Source organism: Streptomyces sp. NPDC036813 (assembly GCF_055609245.1).
In genome coordinates this window covers 262404-278814 of the sequence record NZ_JBVJPV010000003.1, presented here as the reverse complement: position 1 = coordinate 278814, position 16411 = coordinate 262404, and the positions used below count along the sequence as shown (strand labels likewise).

Here is a 16411-nt window from a genome sequence, read left to right as displayed (position 1 = left end):
CGGTGGTCAACAAGAGGGCGCGTGCGGCCCGTTGGGGGCGCGCACGCTCACCTCGGGTTTCTCAGTAGCGCCCGTTCAGGTACCCCAGCAACTCGTCGTGCAGCAGGCCGTTGGACGCCGCCGCGTTGCCGCTGTGCGGGCCGGGACGGCCGTCGAGGCCGGTGAAGGTGCCGCCGGCCTCGGTCACGACGATCGCGTTGGCGGCCATGTCCCACAGCGACAGCTCCGGCTCGGCGCAGATGTCGACCGCGCCCTCGGCGACCAGCATGTACGGCCAGAAGTCGCCGTACGCGCGCGTACGCCACACGGCGCGGGTCAGGTCCAGGAAGCCGTCCAGGTGGCCCCGCTCCTCCCAGCCGGAGAGCGAGGAGTAGGCGAAGGAGGCGTCCGAGAGCTGCGAGACGCCGGAGACCTTCAGGCGCGTCGCCTGGGAGAGGCTGCGGCCGGCGTAGGCGCCGTGGCCCTTCGCGGCCCACCAGCGACGGCCGAGGGCGGGGGCGGACACGACGCCGACGACGGGCTGGTAGCCGCCCTCACCGGCCTCCATCAAGGAAATGAGGGTGGCCCAGACGGGGACACCGCGGACGTAGTTCTTGGTGCCGTCGATCGGGTCGACCACCCAGCGGCGGGGGCCGGTGCCCTCGATGCCGTACTCCTCGCCGAGGACCGCGTCGCGGGGGCGGGAGCGCGCGAGGTGGCCGCGGATGATCTCTTCCGCCGCCTTGTCCGCTTCGCTGACCGGGGTCATGTCCGGCTTCGTCTCGACCTTGAGGTCGAGGGCCTTGAAGCGGTCCATGGTGGTGGCGTCGGCCGCGTCGGCGAGGACGTGCGCGAAGCGGAGATCGTCGAGGTAGTCGGGCATGTGGGGAACGGTAGTCGGCCAGGTGCGGGTGGGACCAGCGGGGTTCGACAGCCGGAACACACGGTTGCCCGCGGCGGCGTGCACACCCTTGACAGTGCATACAGGCCCGTCAAACCTGGGCGCAGAGTCGGTCGCCCTAGGGAGCGATGATGCCTGCTGCGAGGGAATCCCTGCTGGAGGCCGCGTTCGCGGCGGTGGCGCGTCGGCCGTGGCCGGCGGTGCGGATGGTGGACGTGGCCGCCGGGGCGGGAGTGTCCAGGCAGACGCTGTACAACGAGTTCGGCAGCAAGGAGGGGCTCGCCCGGGCGCTCGTCAGAAGGGAGGCGGACGCCTACCTCGCCGGCGTCGAGCGCTCACTCGCCGGAGAGGGTGACGCCGGGGAGCGGCTGGCGGCGACCGCCGAATGGACGGCGTCGGCGGCCCGCGAAAACCCGCTGCTGCGCGCTCTGCTCACCGGCTGCTGGAGCGAGCGGCTGCCCACGCCGCCCCTGAACGCGGTGCCGTCCACCTCCGCCGTACCCGCGCAGCGCCGCGCCGACGGGCCGCTGCCCTCGCCCGGCGAGCTCGTGGCGCAGGTGCGCGACCGCGCCGTCGTCGCGCTGTCCGCGCCCGGTACGGCCCGGACGGGCGAGGCCGAGCTCGCGCGCGCCTGTGAACTGGTGGTCCGGCTCGCGCTGTCCTGCATAGCCGCCCCGCCCGGCGAGGGCGGCCTCACCGAACTGGTGCGCGCCGTCCTGCCCCGGCAGACCGCCTGAGCGGCGGTCAGTGCGTGGAGCCGGACAACTGCAGGCCGATCACGCCCAGGATGACCAGGCTGATGGAGACGATCTTCAGCGTGGACACGAGGTCGCCGAGGAAGACCATGCCGTAGATCGCGGTGCCGGCCGCGCCGATGCCGGTCCACACCGCGTAGGCGGGGCCCACGTCGAGCTTCTTCAGGGACAGGGTCAGCAGGCCGAAGCTGCCGAGCGCGAAGCAGGCGAACGCGATCGTCGGCCAGAGACGGGTGAACCCGTGCGAGAGCTTCAGGCACACGGCGAAACCGGTCTCCAGAATCCCGGCCACTATGACCAGCAGCCACGCCATGTGCTGTCCTCCCGTTGATCCGGATCTCCGGCTCGGTGCGATTATGCACTTACCGAACGCGAGCCCCGGCAAACAACGCGGACGCACCGCGGCAGCGGCTCAGTCGCCCTCCGTGCGCTCCCGCGTGGACAGCAGCCGGCGCAGCGAGTACAGCCGGGCCGGGTCGGCGTGGCCGTCCGCGACCCACGCGTCCAGCGCGCAGTCCGGCTCGTCGTGGCTGCACGCGCGCGGACAACCCTCCGTGCCGGCCTCCAGGTCGGGGAAGGCGTGGATGACCCGCGAAGGGTCGACGTGAGCCAGGCCGAAGGAGCGCACGCCAGGGGTGTCGATCACCCAGCCGTCGTCGCCGGCCAGCGGCAGCGCCAGCGCCGACGTGGTGGTGTGCCGGCCGCGGCCGGTGACCGCGTTCACATGCCCGGTCAGCCGCCGCCGCTCCTCCGGGACCAGCGCGTTGACCAGCGTCGTCTTGCCGACGCCGGAGTGGCCGACGAAGGCCGTGATCCGCCCGTCCAGCTCCGCGCGCACCCGGTCCGCGGCATCGCCGTTCTCCAGCTCCTCGCGGCTGGTGACGACGTAGGGGATGTCCAGGTCGCCGTACAGCTCGAGGAGTTTGTCCGGCGGGGCCAGGTCCGACTTGGTCAGCACCAGCAGCGGCTCCAGACCGCCGTCGAACGCCGCCACCAGGCAGCGGTCGATCAGCCGCGGGCGGGGTTCGGGGTCGGCGAGGGCGGTCACGATGGCCAGCTGGTCGGCGTTGGCGACGACCACCCGCTCGAACGGATCGTCGTCGTCCGCCGTACGACGCAGCACCGACGTGCGCTCCTCGATGCGCACGATCCGCGCGAGCGTGTCCTTCTGGCCGGACAGGTCGCCGACGATGGCCACCCGATCCCCGACCACGGCGGCCTTGCGGCCCAGTTCACGTGCCTTCATCGCCATGATCGTGCGGCCGTCGACGAGGCAGGTCAGCCGGCCCCGGTCGACGGTGAGGACCATGCCCTCGGCGGCGTCCTCGTGCTTGGGCCGGATGCTGGTGCGCGGCCTGCTGCCCCGGCGTCCGGGGCGGCTGCGGATGTCGTCCTCGTCGGTGTGCTTGCCGTAGCGGCGCATGGTGAACCCCTACGCCCCGAGCATCCCGGTCCACAGTTCGGGGAATTCCGGCATGGTCTTCGCCGTCGTCGCCACGTTCTCGATCTCCACACCCTCGACGGCCAGGCCGATGATCGCACCCGCCGTTGCCATGCGGTGGTCCTCGTAGGTGTGGAAGACGCCGCCGTGCAGCTTGCGCGGGCGGATGTGCAGGCCGTCGGCGGTCTCGGTGACATCACCGCCCAGCTCGTTGATCTCCTTGGTCAGCGCGGCCAGCCGGTCCGTCTCGTGCAGCCGCAGATGCGCCACACCGCGCAGCGTCGAGGGGGAGTCGGCGAGCGCGGCGACCGCGGCGATGCCGGGGGTCAGCTCGCCGACCTCGCCGAGGTCGACGTCGATGCCGTGCACGGAACCGGAACCGGTGAAGACGAGGCCGTAGTCGGTCAGCTCGCAGGAGCCGCCCATCTCGGTGAAGATCTCCCGCAGCCGGTCACCGGGCTGGGTGGTGCGCTCCGGCCAGTCGGGGACGACGACCCGGCCGCCCGTGACGAGCGCGGCCGCCAGGAACGGCTGCGCGTTGGACAGGTCCGGCTCGATGGTCAGGTCGCGGCCGAGCAGGGCGCCCGGCGTCACCCGCCACACGTTCGGCTCGCCGCCCGACTCCGGGGTGTCCACCTGGGCGCCGACCGCGCGCAGCATGTCCACGGTCATCTGGATGTGCGGCATGGACGGCAGGGTGGCGCCGACGTGCCGGACCTCCACGCCCTGGTTGAAGCGCGGCCCCGACAGCAGCAGCGCCGAGACGAACTGCGAGGAGGAGGACGCGTCGATCTCCACCGGTCCGCCGTCCAGGGCACCCCCGCCGTGCACGGTCATCGGCAGCGCGCCCCGGCCGTCGTCGTCGATCCGCGCGCCGAGCACGCGCAGCGCGTCGATGACACCGTGCAACGGCCGCTCGTACGAGCGCGGATCGCCGTCGAAGCGGATGGGGCCGTCGGCGAGTGCGGCCACCGGCGGCAGGAACCGCATCACCGTGCCGGCGTTGCCGACGTCGACCGTGGCCGGGCCGCGCAGTCCCGTGGGCAGCACCCGCCAGGCCTCGCCGGTGCCGTCCGGGCCCACGCCCTCCTCGATCTCCACACCCATCGTGCGCAGGGCCCCGGCCATGAGCAGGGTGTCGCGCGAGCGCAGCGGGCGGCGCAGCCAGCCCGGCTCGGAGGCGAGGGCGGCGAGCACCAGGGCACGGTTGGTGACCGACTTGGACCCGGGCACGTGGACCGTCGCGTCGACGGCTCCGCTCGCGTGCGGGGCGGGCCAGAGGGCGGTGTGTGCGGGGTTCGGGGCCATGGGGCCACTTTATAAGGAGCGGCGAGGTGGAGGTCGTCGCGAGCGCCCGTCGGCAGGCGGTACGGCCGCCGGGTCGTCACCACCCCAGCAGCCAGCGCCCCCCGCCGATCAGCGAGCACAGCGACACCGCGTGGAACAGGAACAGCCACAGACCCGCCGGGGCGTGCGTCAGCCGGGACAGCTGGTCCGCGTCCGAGTCCCCGGCGCCGCCCCGGACACGCTTGGCCTGCAGTTCGAAGGCCGGGCGCACGCCGCCCAGCAGCAGGAACCACACCACCACATACCCGAACGCCGCCTGCACCTGCGGTCCCGCGAGCCAGGAGACGAGCACGAACGTGCCACCCGTAAGGAGGACCGTCAACGCGCCGTACGCATTGCGGATCATCACCAGCATCGCCACCAGCAGGGCCGTCGCCACCCACAGCAGCAGCGTGATCCGGCCCGTGGCGAGCAGGGCCGCGCCGCCGAGACCGAGCAGCGGGGGAGCGGTGTACCCGGCCGCCGCGGTCAGGATCATGCCGAGCCCGTACGGCTTGCCGCGGCTCACCGTCAGGCCGCTGGTGTCGGAGTGCAGCCGGATGCCGGTGAGCTGCCGGCCGGTGAGCAGCGCGACCAGGCCGTGGCCGCCCTCGTGGGCGATGGTGATGGCGTTGCGGGATATCCGCCACAGGGTGTGAGGGACGACCACGGCCAGCGCCGCGACCATGGTGGCCAGCACCACCCACAGATCCGGGTCGGGCTGGGTGCCGGTGAGCCGGTCCCAGAGGTCGGGCAGCGCGGTGGCGGCGATGCTGTCCATGTGTGGAAGTGGCTCCCTTTGCTCGTGATCAAGTAGGGCCGGCGCGAGCGCCGTCGTCGAGGGGTGGTGGTCGGGTGACGGGTGGGCCTGGCAAGGTGGCACGCATGTGCGGACGGTTTGCATCGAGTCGTAGGCCCGAGGATCTCGCAGGAGTCTTCGAGATCGAGCTGGGGGTGCCGGAGGAGACCCTGGCGCCCGACTACAACGTGGCCCCGACCAAAGAGGTGTACGCCGTCCTGGACCGCCCTCTCAAAGACGTCCCGGACCCGCGTCCGGTTCGGCAGCTGCGCAAGCTGAAGTGGGGGCTCGTGCCTTCCTGGGCCAAGACGCCCGAGGGCGGCGCCCGCATGATCAACGCGCGCGCCGAGACCGTGCACGAGAAGCCGTCCTTCCGCCGTGCGTTCACCTCCCGCCGCTGCATCGTGCCCGCCGACGGTTACTACGAGTGGGTCACCGGCGAGCAGGAGCGGGAGCTGGAGGTCGAGGGGAAGCGGAAGCGGCCCCGCAAGCAGCCGTACTTCGTGCTCCCGGCCGACGGCTCGGTGTTCGCCATGGCCGGGCTGTACGAGTTCTGGCGCGACCGCACCCTGCCCGGCGACCACCCGCAGGCCTGGTGGGCGACCTGCTCGGTGATCACCACGGAGGCCGAGCAGACCCCGCTCGCCGTCGCCCCCGCCGAGGGCCCGCGCTCGCTCGCCGACATCCACCCGCGGATGCCGCTGATGCTGACCCCGGACCGCTGGGACGCCTGGCTGGACCCCGCCCGCACCGACCCCGACGAGCTCCGTGAGCTGCTCGCGCCGCCGCCAGCCGGACTGATGCGCGCCTACCCGGTCTCCACGGCCGTGAGCAATGTGCGCAACAACGGCGAGGAGTTGCTGAAGGAGCTGGCCGCGCCGGAAGAGGGCACACTCTTCTGACGTGACGACCGAGATCATCAGCACCGACGCGGGGGACGCCCGCATCACCTGGCACCCGGCGAAGAAGGCACGGCTGGTCCTGGCCGTCAGTCACGGCGCCGGCGGCGGCATCGAAGCGCGCGACCTCCAGGCCCTCGCCCGGGTGCTGCCCGGACACGGGGTGAGTGTCGCCCTGGTCGAGCAGCCCTGGCGGGTGGCCGGGAAGAAGGTCGCGCCCGCACCGAAGACGCTGGACACCGGCTGGCGCGGCCTGTGGCCGGCGCTGACCGCGCCCGGTCTGCCCGTGATCTCCGGCGGCCGCAGCGCGGGGGCGCGCGTGGCCTGCCGTACCGCCACGGAACTGGGCGCGCACGCCGTGCTCGCGCTGAGCTTCCCGCTGCACCCGCCGGGCAAGCCGGAGAAGTCCCGCGCCGCGGAACTGCTCGGTGCCGGGGTGCCCACCCTGGTCGTGCAGGGCGGCAACGACCCGTTCGGCAGACCGCAGGAGTTCCCGGACGGGTCGTACGAACTGATCGAGGTGGACCACGGCGATCACGGCTTCGCCGTGCCCAAACGGGCGGAGATCACCCAGGAGCAGGCGCTGGAGATCATCACCGACGGTGTCGTGCGGTGGTCCGCGTCACTGGCCTGAAACGGTCGGGAATGTGGGACGGACGGTCGCTGTTGAGGCGGACAGAAGTGCTGGTGAACCAGTACCGACGTCGTGGGAGAGGAAGTCCGCCGCATGGGTTCGACCGCATGCCCGAGCCGTGAGCTCCGTGCCGACCTGGACTGGACGGTGCTGCACGCGGCCAAGACCGCTCCTATTCGAGCGGCGGCAGGCACGGGTCGTCGTCTATCCTCCGATTCGGGTGGGACCGGTTTCGGCCGCCCGACGACGTTTGAGGAGGTGGGTCCGGTTCCCGGTACCGACGCAGGGACCGACAACGGCCAGACGGGGCTGCCCGAGGGCCAGGGCGCCGGCGCGGACGCGAGCACGGAGACGACCGCGGAGCGCACCGCGCGCTTCGAGCGTGACGCCCTCGAATTCCTCGACCAGATGTATTCGGCCGCGCTGCGCATGACGCGCAATCCGGCCGACGCCGAGGACCTGGTGCAGGAGACCTACGCCAAGGCGTACGCGTCCTTCCACCAGTTCCGCGAGGGCACCAACCTCAAGGCGTGGCTGTACCGGATCCTCACCAACACCTTCATCAACTCCTACCGCAAGAAGCAGCGTGAGCCCCAGCGCTCCGCCGCGGAGGAGATCGAGGACTGGCAGCTCGCGCGTGCCGAGTCGCACATGTCGACGGGTCTGCGCTCCGCGGAGTCGCAGGCGCTCGACCACCTGCCCGACTCGGACGTCAAGGAAGCGTTGCAGGCGATCCCCGAGGAGTTCCGCATCGCCGTCTACCTCGCGGACGTAGAGGGCTTTGCGTACAAGGAGATCGCGGACATCATGGGGACACCCATCGGTACGGTGATGTCCCGGCTGCACCGGGGCCGCCGTCAACTGCGTGGCATGCTCGAGGACTACGCCCGCGAGCGCGGACTGGTCCCGGCCGGCGCCGGAGAGTCGAACGAAGCGAAAGGCTCGGGCTCATGAGCTGCGGAGAGCCGCACGAGACGGACTGCAGTGAGGTCCTCGACCACCTGTACGAGTTCCTCGACAGTGAGATGCCGGACGTCGATCGCGACAAGTTCAAGCAGCACTTCAAGGAGTGCTCGCCGTGCCTGGAGAAGTACGGCCTGGAGCAGGCCGTGAAGAAGCTGGTCAAGCGGTGCTGCGGCCATGACGACGTGCCGACCGACCTGCGTGCCAAGGTCCTGGGCCGGCTCGATCTGATCCGCTCCGGGCAGGCCGTGCCCGAGCACGACGTCACGGCCACCCCGCAGGAGTCCTGACCCGCCCTGCCGTCACCCGAATGTGCTAATCCGCGGGTCATACGCCCGCGGAGCCCCCTGACGCCGCCCTAGGCTCCCAAGCCTGGCAGCAGGCACGGTCGGGGGGAGGTCCTTCATGGAGACGGTTCCGGCACGGGCGCGTGTGTACGTGGCCGGTGTCGTGTGCTGCGCGCTGCTCTGCCTGCTTCCCGTGCCGTCCCTGACGGTGCCCTGGCCGGCGGTCGTCCCGCTCGCGGCGGTGTACGCCGTCGGTGAGCGTGTCGCCCGCCGACGCTTCGCCGGAACGTTCTACCCGGTCCTGCTCGCCGGGGCCCTCCTGCTGCCGGCGCCCGCAGCGGCGCTCGTGCCACTGCCGGGCGCTCTGCTCGCACCGGTCGAGCAGCGCCCCGTTGTGCTGCGCCGGGTCTGGCGCGCCGCCCAGCTCGCCGTCGGCGCGTGGGCGGCGGCCCGGGTGCACGGCGCGCTCGGCGGCCGCGACGCCGTCGCCGCCTGCCACTTCCCGTACGTGCTGCTGCCCGCCGGCGCCGCCGTGCTCGCCTTCTGCCTGGTCCTCGTCCTGCTCGACGGGGGCATCCGCGCCCTCGCCGAACGCAGGCCGCTGCGCCGCGCCTGGCACGGCTTGTTCCTGCGCTCCCTCGGCCCGCTCGCCGTGCACGGGCTGGCCGGGCTGATGATGGCCGTGCTCTGGCACAGCCCCTACGGCCCCGTCGCCGCCCTCCTCGTCCTGCTGCCGATGGGTGTGTCGTGGTGGGTCTTCGCGCAGTACCACCGGCAGCGCGCCGCCCACCAGGCCACGATCCGCGCGCTGGTGCAGGCCGTGGACATCAAGGACGGCTACACCCGCGGCCACAGCGAGCGCGTCGGCCAGGCCTCGATGATGATCGCCCGCGAGCTGGGCATGAGCGACGAACGCGTGGAGGTCCTGCGTTTCGCCGGGATCCTGCACGACGTCGGCAAGCTCGGCGTCCCCACCCGCCTGCTGCGCAAGGACGGCCCGCTCACCTCCGAGGAACGCCGGATCATCGAACTGCACCCCGAGTACGGCCATGACATCGTGCGCGGCATCTCCTTCCTCGGCGAGGCCCGCTCGGCCGTCCTGCACCACCACGAACGCATCGACGGCAGCGGCTATCCCTACGGCCTCAGCGGCGGCCAGATCCCCGAGCCCGCCCGTGTGGTGGCCGTCGCCGACGCCTTCGACGCGATGACGTCCACCCGCTCCTACAGCAGGGCCCGCCCGGTCCCGGCGGCGCTGACGGAGCTGCGGCGCTGCGCGGGGACCCACTTCGACCCGCAGATGGTCGAGGCCCTGGTCAGGGCGGTGGCCCGCCAGGGCTGGCACCCGACGGTCACGGCCGAGGAGAGCCCCGCCGCGGGCACGCTGCCCGTCCCGCGCTCCGCGTCGAGCCGAGGGGTGCATCGGTGAGGGGGCCCGGCCCGTACGGCCCGGACGCCGGCCCCGGCCCCAGCCCCGGCTGCGGCATCGGCAGCGGCTGCGGCGTCGACAGCGGCGTCGGCGTCGGCTGCGGCTGCGGCGGAGACGGGGGCCGGTGCGCGGCGGTGGCCCGGACGGGCTGCCGGTCGGGAACCCGCCGGTGAGCGGGCGGCCGGCTTCGGCGACCTTGCTGTGTGTGCACACCGGTGCCGCGGTGCTGGCGCTCGTCTGTCTCGTCGGCACCCTGCGCGCCGGTCTCACCGACCGGCCCATCGCGCTCGCCTTCGGCGCTCTCGTCGCCGTCGGTGAACTCACCCGCTGGAGCGGCCGGCATCTTCGGGAGCCCGCCCCGCTCGGCGCCGCCGGGGCGCTGTCGTACGCCCTGCTCGGGCAGTGCGCCGGGCGGCCGACCGGGCACGGGGTGGCCCAGGTCGTCGCCGTCGTCTGCGCGGCCGCCCTGCTGGGCGCGGTGCCGCACATCGCGCGCGGACGCGGGCCGACCCTCGACGACCTGGCCCGGCGCACGCTGACCGCAGGCTTCGCCGCCGCCTGTTTCCAGCCGCTGTTCAACCGGGGCGTCTTCGATGCCTGGATCGGCCCCGCCTATGCGCTGCTGCTGGTCGCCCTCCTCGCGCTGACCGCCCTGTGCGACGCGGTGCTCGCCGCCGCACTGGCCCACGCGCGCACCCGCTGGCCGTTCGGGCCGCTGCTGCGCGACCAGCTGCGCGCGCTGCCCGGCGTCGGCTCGGCGGTGTGCGCCACCGGGGCGGTGATGGCCCTGGCGGTGGCCGTCGCGGGCCTGTGGGCGCTGCCGGTGTTCTGTCTGCCGCTGCTGCTGACCCAGCTGGCCTTCCGCCGGTACGCGGCCGTGCGCGCCACCTACCGGCAGACCATCGCCTCCCTGGCCCGGGCCACCGAGATCGCCGGGTACACGCCCGCCGGGCACGCCCGCCGTGTCGCAGCGCTCAGCCACGCGGTCGGGCGCGACCTCGGGCTGAGCGAGCCGGAGCTGACGGTGCTGGAGTACGCGGCGCTCATGCACGACATCGGGCAGCTGAGCCTGCTCGACCCGGTCCCGGAAGGGGCCACCGCCCATCTCCCGGCGGAGCAGCAGCGGCGGATCGCGCTGCTCGGCGGGGCCGTCGTACGGCAGACCGGGGTGAGCCGGCAGGTCGCCACGGTCGTGGAGCGGCAGGCCGACCCCTGCCGCGAGCAGCCGCTCGCCGCGCGGATCGTGCGGGCGGTCAACGCCTACGAGGAGAAGGCGCGGGGTACCGGAGCGGGCGGGGCGCTGGCCGCCCTGGAGGAACTGCGCCTCGGGACGGCCGGCGACTACGCGCCGGAGGTGGTGGAAGCGCTGGCCCGGGTGTTGTCCCGGCAACAGTCTGACCCGGCCCCGAGCTGGGTAACCCATGGGTAATGAGCGGCCCTCCCGGCGTACGTGGTTGGATGCGAGGGAGAGGGTGTCCGGGGGCGTGAGCCAGCCCACTTTCCGGAACTGGAACTGGCAGGCGGGAATCGTGAGGATCTTCGGCAAGGGACGGCACCGGCCCTCCGCCTCCTGGCGGCAGGCCACGGACCGCGCGTTCACGCTGATCGGTGACGGCCGGTACGAGGACGCGGGAGCGCTGCTGACACGCGCGGCGGATCTGGAGCCCTGGCTGGCCGAGTCCTGGTTCAACCTCGCCCTGCTGCACAAGTTCCGGCACGACTGGGAGCAGGCCCGGGCCGCGGGTCTGCGGGCCGTGGCCCTGCTGGAGAAGGAGACCGGCGCGCCCGACTGGTGGAACGTCGGCATCGCCGCCACCGCGCTGCAGGACTGGCCGCTGGCCCGCCGGGCCTGGCAGGCGTACGGGCTGCATGTGCCCGGGGGCGCCACCGCCGCCGGCGAGCCCGTCGGCATGGACCTGGGCAGCGCGGCCGTACGGCTCTCCCCGGAGGGCGAGGCCGAGGTGGTGTGGGGCCGGCGGCTCGACCCGGCCCGGATCGAGGTGCTGTCCATTCCGCTGCCGTCGTCCGGGCGGCGCTGGGGCGAGGTCGTGCTGCACGACGGGGTCCCGCACGGCGAGCGGACCACCTCCACCGGGCATGCCTTCCCGGTGTTCGACGAGATCGAGCTGTGGGCGCCCTCGCCCGTGCCGACGTGGGTTGTCCTGATCGAGGCGGCCACCGAGGCCGACCGGGACGCGCTGGAGCAGCTGGCCGCGGACGCCGGGTTCGCCGCGGAGGACTGGTCGTCGTCGGTGCGGCTGCTGTGCCGGATGTGCTCGGAGTCGCGGATGCCGTCGGACGAGGGGGACGGTGTGCATCTCGACCCCCACGACCACAGCGAGCCCGGTCATCCCGGCCCGCTCGGCCACCGCACGGACGGCCAGCTGTGGGTGCCTGAGCGTGAGTGCGGCGTCGCCGCCCCGGCCTCGCTGGTCCGGGGGCTGCTGGACGGCTGGGTCGCGGACAGCCCGGACTCGCGCGACTGGCGGGATCTGGAAGAGGTCTGTTAGACCCGCCGTACCCTGTATCAGCATCCCTTTGTTTTGTTCAGGAAGGCTTACGTCGGTCATGGCGCAGCAGGACACCGATCAGCAGCACGTGGGCGTGCTCCCCGTCGACGACGAGGGTTTCGTCGTGGACACGGAGGACTGCGAGGAGCGCGAGACCGCCTGGCGTGAGCGCGGCACCTCGCGGCCGATCACGGTCGTCGGCAACCCGGTCCTGCACAAGGAGTGCAAGGACGTCACCGACTTCGGCGACGAGCTCCAGCAGCTGGTCGCGGACATGTTCGCCTCGCAGCGCACCGCCGAGGGCGTGGGCCTGGCCGCCAACCAGATCGGCGTCGACCTGAAGGTCTTCGTCTACGACTGCCAGGACGACAACGGCGTGCGGCACGTCGGCGTGGTCTGCAACCCCAAGCTGGTCGAGCTGCCGGCCGACCGGCGCATCCTGGACGACAGCAACGAGGGCTGCCTGTCCGTGCCGACGGCGTACGCGCCGCTCGCGCGCCCCGACTACGCCGAGGTCACCGGGCAGGACGAGCAGGGCAACCCGGTCAAGGTGCGCGGTACCGGCTACTTCGCGCGCTGTTTGCAGCACGAGACCGACCACCTCTACGGCTACCTGTACATCGACCGGCTCTCCAAGCGTGAACGCAAGGACGTGCTGCGGCAGATGGCCGAGAACGAGCCGCGCTACCCCGTCGTCGCCAACGACTGACGCGGCACACCGACCCCAGGAACGGCGTCCGTTCGGGCCTCACCGCCCGAGCGGACGCCGTTCGTCTGTCCGTCGCACGTTCGATCCCCTGCGCACATCTCTTGATCGATAAGCAGTCACATAGGGGGAGATTCTCGGCACGTTGGGGTAGTGAATGAAGCAAATCCGTTCCCAGAACGGTCAGTTGTGGTGCTGAATGGAGAGTGCGGGGATACGCGACGGCGCACGCCCGGTACGACAGGAGGGGTGTGCGCGAACGGCGGCTGAGAGGGGTACTTCGTGCACGCTCTCCCATACAGCACCACACGCGGCGTCGGTGCGGCGTCGAAGGCGGTGGCAGTACCACCGTCGCTTACTCTTCCGGTGATCGAGGCGGCGTTTCCCCGGCGGCTGCACCCGTATTGGCCGAAGCTCCAGGAGAAGACCCGAACCTGGTTGCTGGAAAAGCGGCTCATGTCGGCGGACAAGGTCGAGGAATATGCCGACGGCCTGTGCTACACCGACCTCATGGCGGGGTACTACCTGGGCGCCCCCGACGAGGTGCTCCAGGCCATCGCCGACTACAGCGCCTGGTTCTTCGTCTGGGACGACCGTCACGACCGCGACATCGTGCACCGCAGGCCGGTCGCCTGGCGCCGTCTGAAGAACCGGCTGCACACCGCGCTGGACGCGCCCCAGGACCATCTCGACCATGAGGACCCGCTGGTCGCGGGGCTGGCGGACAGCGTGGGACGGCTGTTCTCGTTCCTCCCGGGCGGCTGGAACGCCCGCTTCACCCGGCACTTCCATGCGGTGATCGAGGCCTACGACCGCGAGTTCCGCAACCGCACCGAGGGCATCGTGCCGACGGTCGCGGAGTATCTGGCCCTGCGCCGGCTCACCTTCGCGCACCGGATCTGGACCGACCTGCTCGAACCGAGCGCCGGCTGCGAACTCCCCGACGCCGTACGAAAGAACCCGGCATTTTCCCGCCCGGCCCTGCTGAGTCAGGAATTCGCCGCCTGGTACAACGACCTGTGCTCGCTGCCGAAGGAAATAGCGGGCGACGAGGTGCACAATCTCGGAATCAGTCTCATCGCCCATGAGGGGCTGACTCTGGAAGAAGCGGTACGCGAAGTCCGGCGGCGCGTGGAGGAATGCATCACGGAATTCCTCGACGCGGAACAGGACGCTTTACGGTTCGCCGACGGACTCGATGACGGCACAGTGCGCGGAAAAGAACTGAGCGCCGCCGTACGGGCCTGCGTCGGGAACATGCGGAACTGGTTCAGTTCCGTCTACTGGTTCCACCACGAGTCCGGCCGGTACATGGTCGACAGCTGGGACGACCGGTCCACGCCCCCGTACGTCAACAACGAAGCGGCAGGTGAGAAATGACCGTCGAGTCGGTGAAGCCCTCGGTGTCCACGACCCCGGAGCTGCGCGACCCGCCGATCGCGGGCGGCGCTGTGCCCGTCCTCGGCCACGGCTGGAAGCTGGCCCGTGACCCGCTGCGGTTCATGTCCGCCCTGCGCGACCACGGCGACGTCGTCCGTCTCAGGCTCGGCCCCAAGACGCTGTACGCCGTCACCACCCCGGAACTGACCGGCGCCGTCGCGCTCAGCCCCGACTACCACATCGCCGGTCCGCTGTGGGAGTCCCTGGAAGGCCTGCTCGGCAAGGAGGGCGTGGCCACTGCCAACGGCCCCCTGCACCGCCGGCAGCGGCGCACCATCCAGCCCGCGTTCCGGCTCGACGCGATCCCCGCCTACGGGCCGATCATGGAGGAGGAGGCGCATGCACTCGTCGAGCGATGGCGGGATGCCGGGACGATCGACTGCACCGGCGAGTCGTTCCGCGTCGCGGTGCGCATCGCCGCCCGCTGCCTGCTGCGCGGCGACTACATGGACGAGCGCGCCGAGCGGCTGTGCACCGCCCTCGCGGTCGTCTTCCGCGGCATGTACCGGCGGATGGTGGTCCCGCTCGGACCGCTGTACCGGCTGCCGACGCCGGGGAACCGGGAATTCAATCGGGCGCTGGCCGATTTGCATCTCCTCGTCGACGAGATCATCGCCGAGCGACGCGCATCTGGTCAAAAGCCGGACGATTTGCTGACGGCATTGCTGGACGCGAAGGACGAAAACGGCGACCCCATCGGGGAGCAGGAGATCCACGACCAGGTCGTCGCCATCCTCACCCCCGGCAGTGAAACAGTGGCATCCACCATCATGTGGTTGCTTCAGGCACTTGCCGAGCACCCCGAACACGCCGACAAGGTCCATGACGAAGTCGAATCCGTCACCGGCGGACGACCCGTCGCATTCGAGGACGTGCGCACGCTGCGGCACACCAACAATGTCGTCATCGAGGCCATGCGTTTGCGGCCGGCGGTATGGATATTGACCCGGCGGGCGGTCGTCGACACCGAACTCGGTGGCTATCGCATTCCGGCCGGGTCCGACATCATCTACAGCCCGTACGCGATCCAGCGCGATCCGAAGTCGTACGCCCGCAACCTGGAGTTCGACCCGGACCGATGGCTTCCGGAGCGGGCCAAGGACGTGCCCAAACACGCCATGAGCCCGTTCAGCACCGGCAACCGCAAGTGCCCCAGCGACCACTTCTCGATGGCGCAGCTGACCCTCGTCACCGCCGCGCTCGCCGCGCGGTACCGCTTCGAGCAGGTGCCCGGCTCGAACGACGCCGTCCGGGTCGGCATCACCCTGCGCCCGCACCGGCTGCTGGTACGGGCGGTACCGCGCTGAGCGCTCAGGCGGCCTGCGGGCCGCGGAAGGTACGGCGGTAGGCGTTCGGCGTGGTGCCCAACGCCCGCGTGAACTGGTGCCGCAGCGCCGCCGCCGTCCCGAACCCGGTACGCCAGGCGATCGCGTCCATCGTCTCGTCCGTCGCCTCCAGCAGCCGCTGCGCCAGCAGCACCCGCTGGCGAAGGATCCACCGGTACGGCGTCGTGCCGGTCTCCTGCTGGAAGCGCCGGGCGAAGGTGCGCGGCGCCATGTGGGCCCGCGCGGCGAGCTGTTCGACGGTCACCTCCTGATCGAGGTGCTGCTCCATCCACGCCAGCACCTCGCCGACGGTGTCGCAGGAGTCCTTCGGCAGGGGGCGTTCGATGTACTGCGCCTGCCCGCCGTCCCGGTGCGGCGGCACGACCATGCGCCGGGCGATCTTGTTGGCGACCTCCGGTCCCTGCTCCTTGCGCACCAGGTGCAGACAGGCGTCGATGCCGGCGGCGGTGCCCGCCGAGGTGATCACCGGATCCTCGTCGACGTAGAGCACGTCCGGCTCGACGACCGCCCGCGGGTACTGCCGCCGCAGCTCCTCGGCGTGGTGCCAGTGCACCGCGCAGCGCCGCCCGTGCAGCAGCCCGGCGGCGCCCAGCACGAACACGCCGGAGCACACGCTCAGCACTCGCGACCCGCGCTCCGCCGCACGCACCAGGGCATCCAGCAGTGCCGGCGGATAGATGCGGTGCGTGTAGTCGTCGCCCGCCGGGACGACGATCAGATCGGCCTCCGCCAGCCGGTCCAGGCCGTACGGCGTGGACACGGTCAGCCCGCCGACATGCGTGCCCAGCGCCGGGCCCTCGGCGGAGACGACCGCGAAGTCGTACATCGGCAGTCCGTCGTCGCTCCGGTCGAGACCGAAGACCTCGCACACGACCCCCAGTTCGAAGGGATGCACGCCGTCGAGCAGGACGGCCGCCACGTTCTTCAGCATGCTGCCAGTGTGCCTCGCCGATGGCAGTAATTCGAGGCTCTACGGCAGTCCTGCCACTCACGGTA

17 protein-coding genes are annotated in these 16411 nt (G+C 71.7%); 11 read left to right on the top strand and 6 right to left on the bottom strand.

The features are described 5' to 3' along the window. Nucleotides 1-61: 61 nt before the first annotated feature. Nucleotides 62-862: a histidinol-phosphatase gene (gene hisN / locus ACZ67Q_RS08825; RefSeq protein ID WP_471178313.1), complete on the bottom strand. Its 801-nt coding sequence runs from the start codon at nt 860-862 to the stop codon at nt 62-64. Between the two features lie 149 nt (nt 863-1011). Between hisN and ACZ67Q_RS08820 the strand changes: the two genes are divergently transcribed. After that, complete coding sequence (locus ACZ67Q_RS08820; RefSeq protein WP_471178310.1) at nt 1012-1617, top strand: TetR/AcrR family transcriptional regulator; 606 nt, start codon at nt 1012-1014, stop codon at nt 1615-1617. Between the two features lie 7 nt (nt 1618-1624). Here the strand turns inward: ACZ67Q_RS08820 and ACZ67Q_RS08815 are convergent, their stop codons facing one another. The 4 genes from ACZ67Q_RS08815 to ACZ67Q_RS08800 all read right to left on the bottom strand — a co-directional run bounded on the left by ACZ67Q_RS08815 (nt 1625) and on the right by ACZ67Q_RS08800 (nt 5183). After that, nucleotides 1625-1948: a DMT family transporter gene (locus ACZ67Q_RS08815; protein ID WP_361631181.1), complete on the bottom strand. Its 324-nt coding sequence runs from the start codon at nt 1946-1948 to the stop codon at nt 1625-1627. A 99-nt stretch (nt 1949-2047) separates the two neighbouring features. After that, nucleotides 2048-3058, bottom strand: a complete 1011-nt coding sequence (gene rsgA / locus ACZ67Q_RS08810; protein ID WP_471178307.1) for a ribosome small subunit-dependent GTPase A — start codon at nt 3056-3058, stop codon at nt 2048-2050. 9 nt (nt 3059-3067) lie between these two features. Beyond that, the gene (gene aroA, locus ACZ67Q_RS08805; protein ID WP_471178304.1) at nt 3068-4384 is read right to left on the bottom strand and encodes a 3-phosphoshikimate 1-carboxyvinyltransferase; all 1317 of its coding nucleotides are present in this window, start codon (nt 4382-4384) and stop codon (nt 3068-3070) included. 76 nt (nt 4385-4460) lie between these two features. Beyond that, nucleotides 4461-5183 carry a M50 family metallopeptidase gene (locus ACZ67Q_RS08800; protein ID WP_471178302.1) on the bottom strand — a complete coding sequence of 241 codons (723 nt, stop codon included), beginning with the start codon at nt 5181-5183 and terminating at the stop codon, nt 4461-4463. A 104-nt stretch (nt 5184-5287) separates the two neighbouring features. Between ACZ67Q_RS08800 and ACZ67Q_RS08795 the strand changes: the two genes are divergently transcribed. The 10 genes from ACZ67Q_RS08795 (at nt 5288) to ACZ67Q_RS08750 (ending at nt 15376) form a co-directional block, all read left to right on the top strand. Continuing rightward, nucleotides 5288-6103 carry an SOS response-associated peptidase gene (locus tag ACZ67Q_RS08795; RefSeq protein WP_471178299.1) on the top strand — a complete coding sequence of 272 codons (816 nt, stop codon included), beginning with the start codon at nt 5288-5290 and terminating at the stop codon, nt 6101-6103. A gap of 1 nt (nt 6104) precedes the next feature. Beyond that, nucleotides 6105-6734, top strand: coding sequence for an alpha/beta hydrolase family protein (locus ACZ67Q_RS08790; protein WP_471178297.1), 630 nt, complete (start codon nt 6105-6107; stop codon nt 6732-6734). A 258-nt stretch (nt 6735-6992) separates the two neighbouring features. Then, nucleotides 6993-7688, top strand: a complete 696-nt coding sequence (locus tag ACZ67Q_RS08785; protein WP_361631164.1) for a sigma-70 family RNA polymerase sigma factor — start codon at nt 6993-6995, stop codon at nt 7686-7688. After that, nucleotides 7685-7987 (top strand): mycothiol system anti-sigma-R factor, encoded by a 303-nt coding sequence (gene rsrA / locus ACZ67Q_RS08780; protein WP_361631161.1) that lies wholly within the window; start codon nt 7685-7687, stop codon nt 7985-7987. The genes ACZ67Q_RS08785 and rsrA overlap by 4 nt, the downstream gene beginning before the upstream one ends. A 115-nt stretch (nt 7988-8102) precedes the next feature. Next, nucleotides 8103-9413 (top strand): HD-GYP domain-containing protein, encoded by a 1311-nt coding sequence (locus ACZ67Q_RS08775; RefSeq protein ID WP_471178292.1) that lies wholly within the window; start codon nt 8103-8105, stop codon nt 9411-9413. Between the two features lie 205 nt (nt 9414-9618). Continuing rightward, nucleotides 9619-10842: an HD-GYP domain-containing protein gene (locus ACZ67Q_RS08770; protein WP_471178290.1), complete on the top strand. Its 1224-nt coding sequence runs from the start codon at nt 9619-9621 to the stop codon at nt 10840-10842. Nucleotides 10843-10942: 100 nt separating this feature from the next. Further along, nucleotides 10943-11923: a tetratricopeptide repeat protein gene (locus ACZ67Q_RS08765; RefSeq protein WP_471178935.1), complete on the top strand. Its 981-nt coding sequence runs from the start codon at nt 10943-10945 to the stop codon at nt 11921-11923. Nucleotides 11924-11981: 58 nt separating this feature from the next. Beyond that, nucleotides 11982-12632: a peptide deformylase gene (def, locus tag ACZ67Q_RS08760; RefSeq protein WP_471178287.1), complete on the top strand. Its 651-nt coding sequence runs from the start codon at nt 11982-11984 to the stop codon at nt 12630-12632. A 279-nt stretch (nt 12633-12911) separates the two neighbouring features. Then, nucleotides 12912-14009, top strand: coding sequence for an epi-isozizaene synthase (gene cyc1 / locus ACZ67Q_RS08755; protein WP_471178285.1), 1098 nt, complete (start codon nt 12912-12914; stop codon nt 14007-14009). Next, on the top strand, nt 14006-15376 hold the full coding sequence (locus ACZ67Q_RS08750; RefSeq protein WP_471178283.1) for a bifunctional albaflavenone monooxygenase/terpene synthase: 1371 nt from the start codon (nt 14006-14008) through the stop codon (nt 15374-15376). Before cyc1 ends, ACZ67Q_RS08750 begins: the two co-directional genes overlap by 4 nt. Before the next feature lie 4 nt (nt 15377-15380). Here the strand turns inward: ACZ67Q_RS08750 and ACZ67Q_RS08745 are convergent, their stop codons facing one another. Continuing rightward, nucleotides 15381-16346, bottom strand: coding sequence for a GlxA family transcriptional regulator (locus tag ACZ67Q_RS08745; protein WP_471178280.1), 966 nt, complete (start codon nt 16344-16346; stop codon nt 15381-15383). Between the last annotated feature and the right edge of the window lie 65 nt (nt 16347-16411).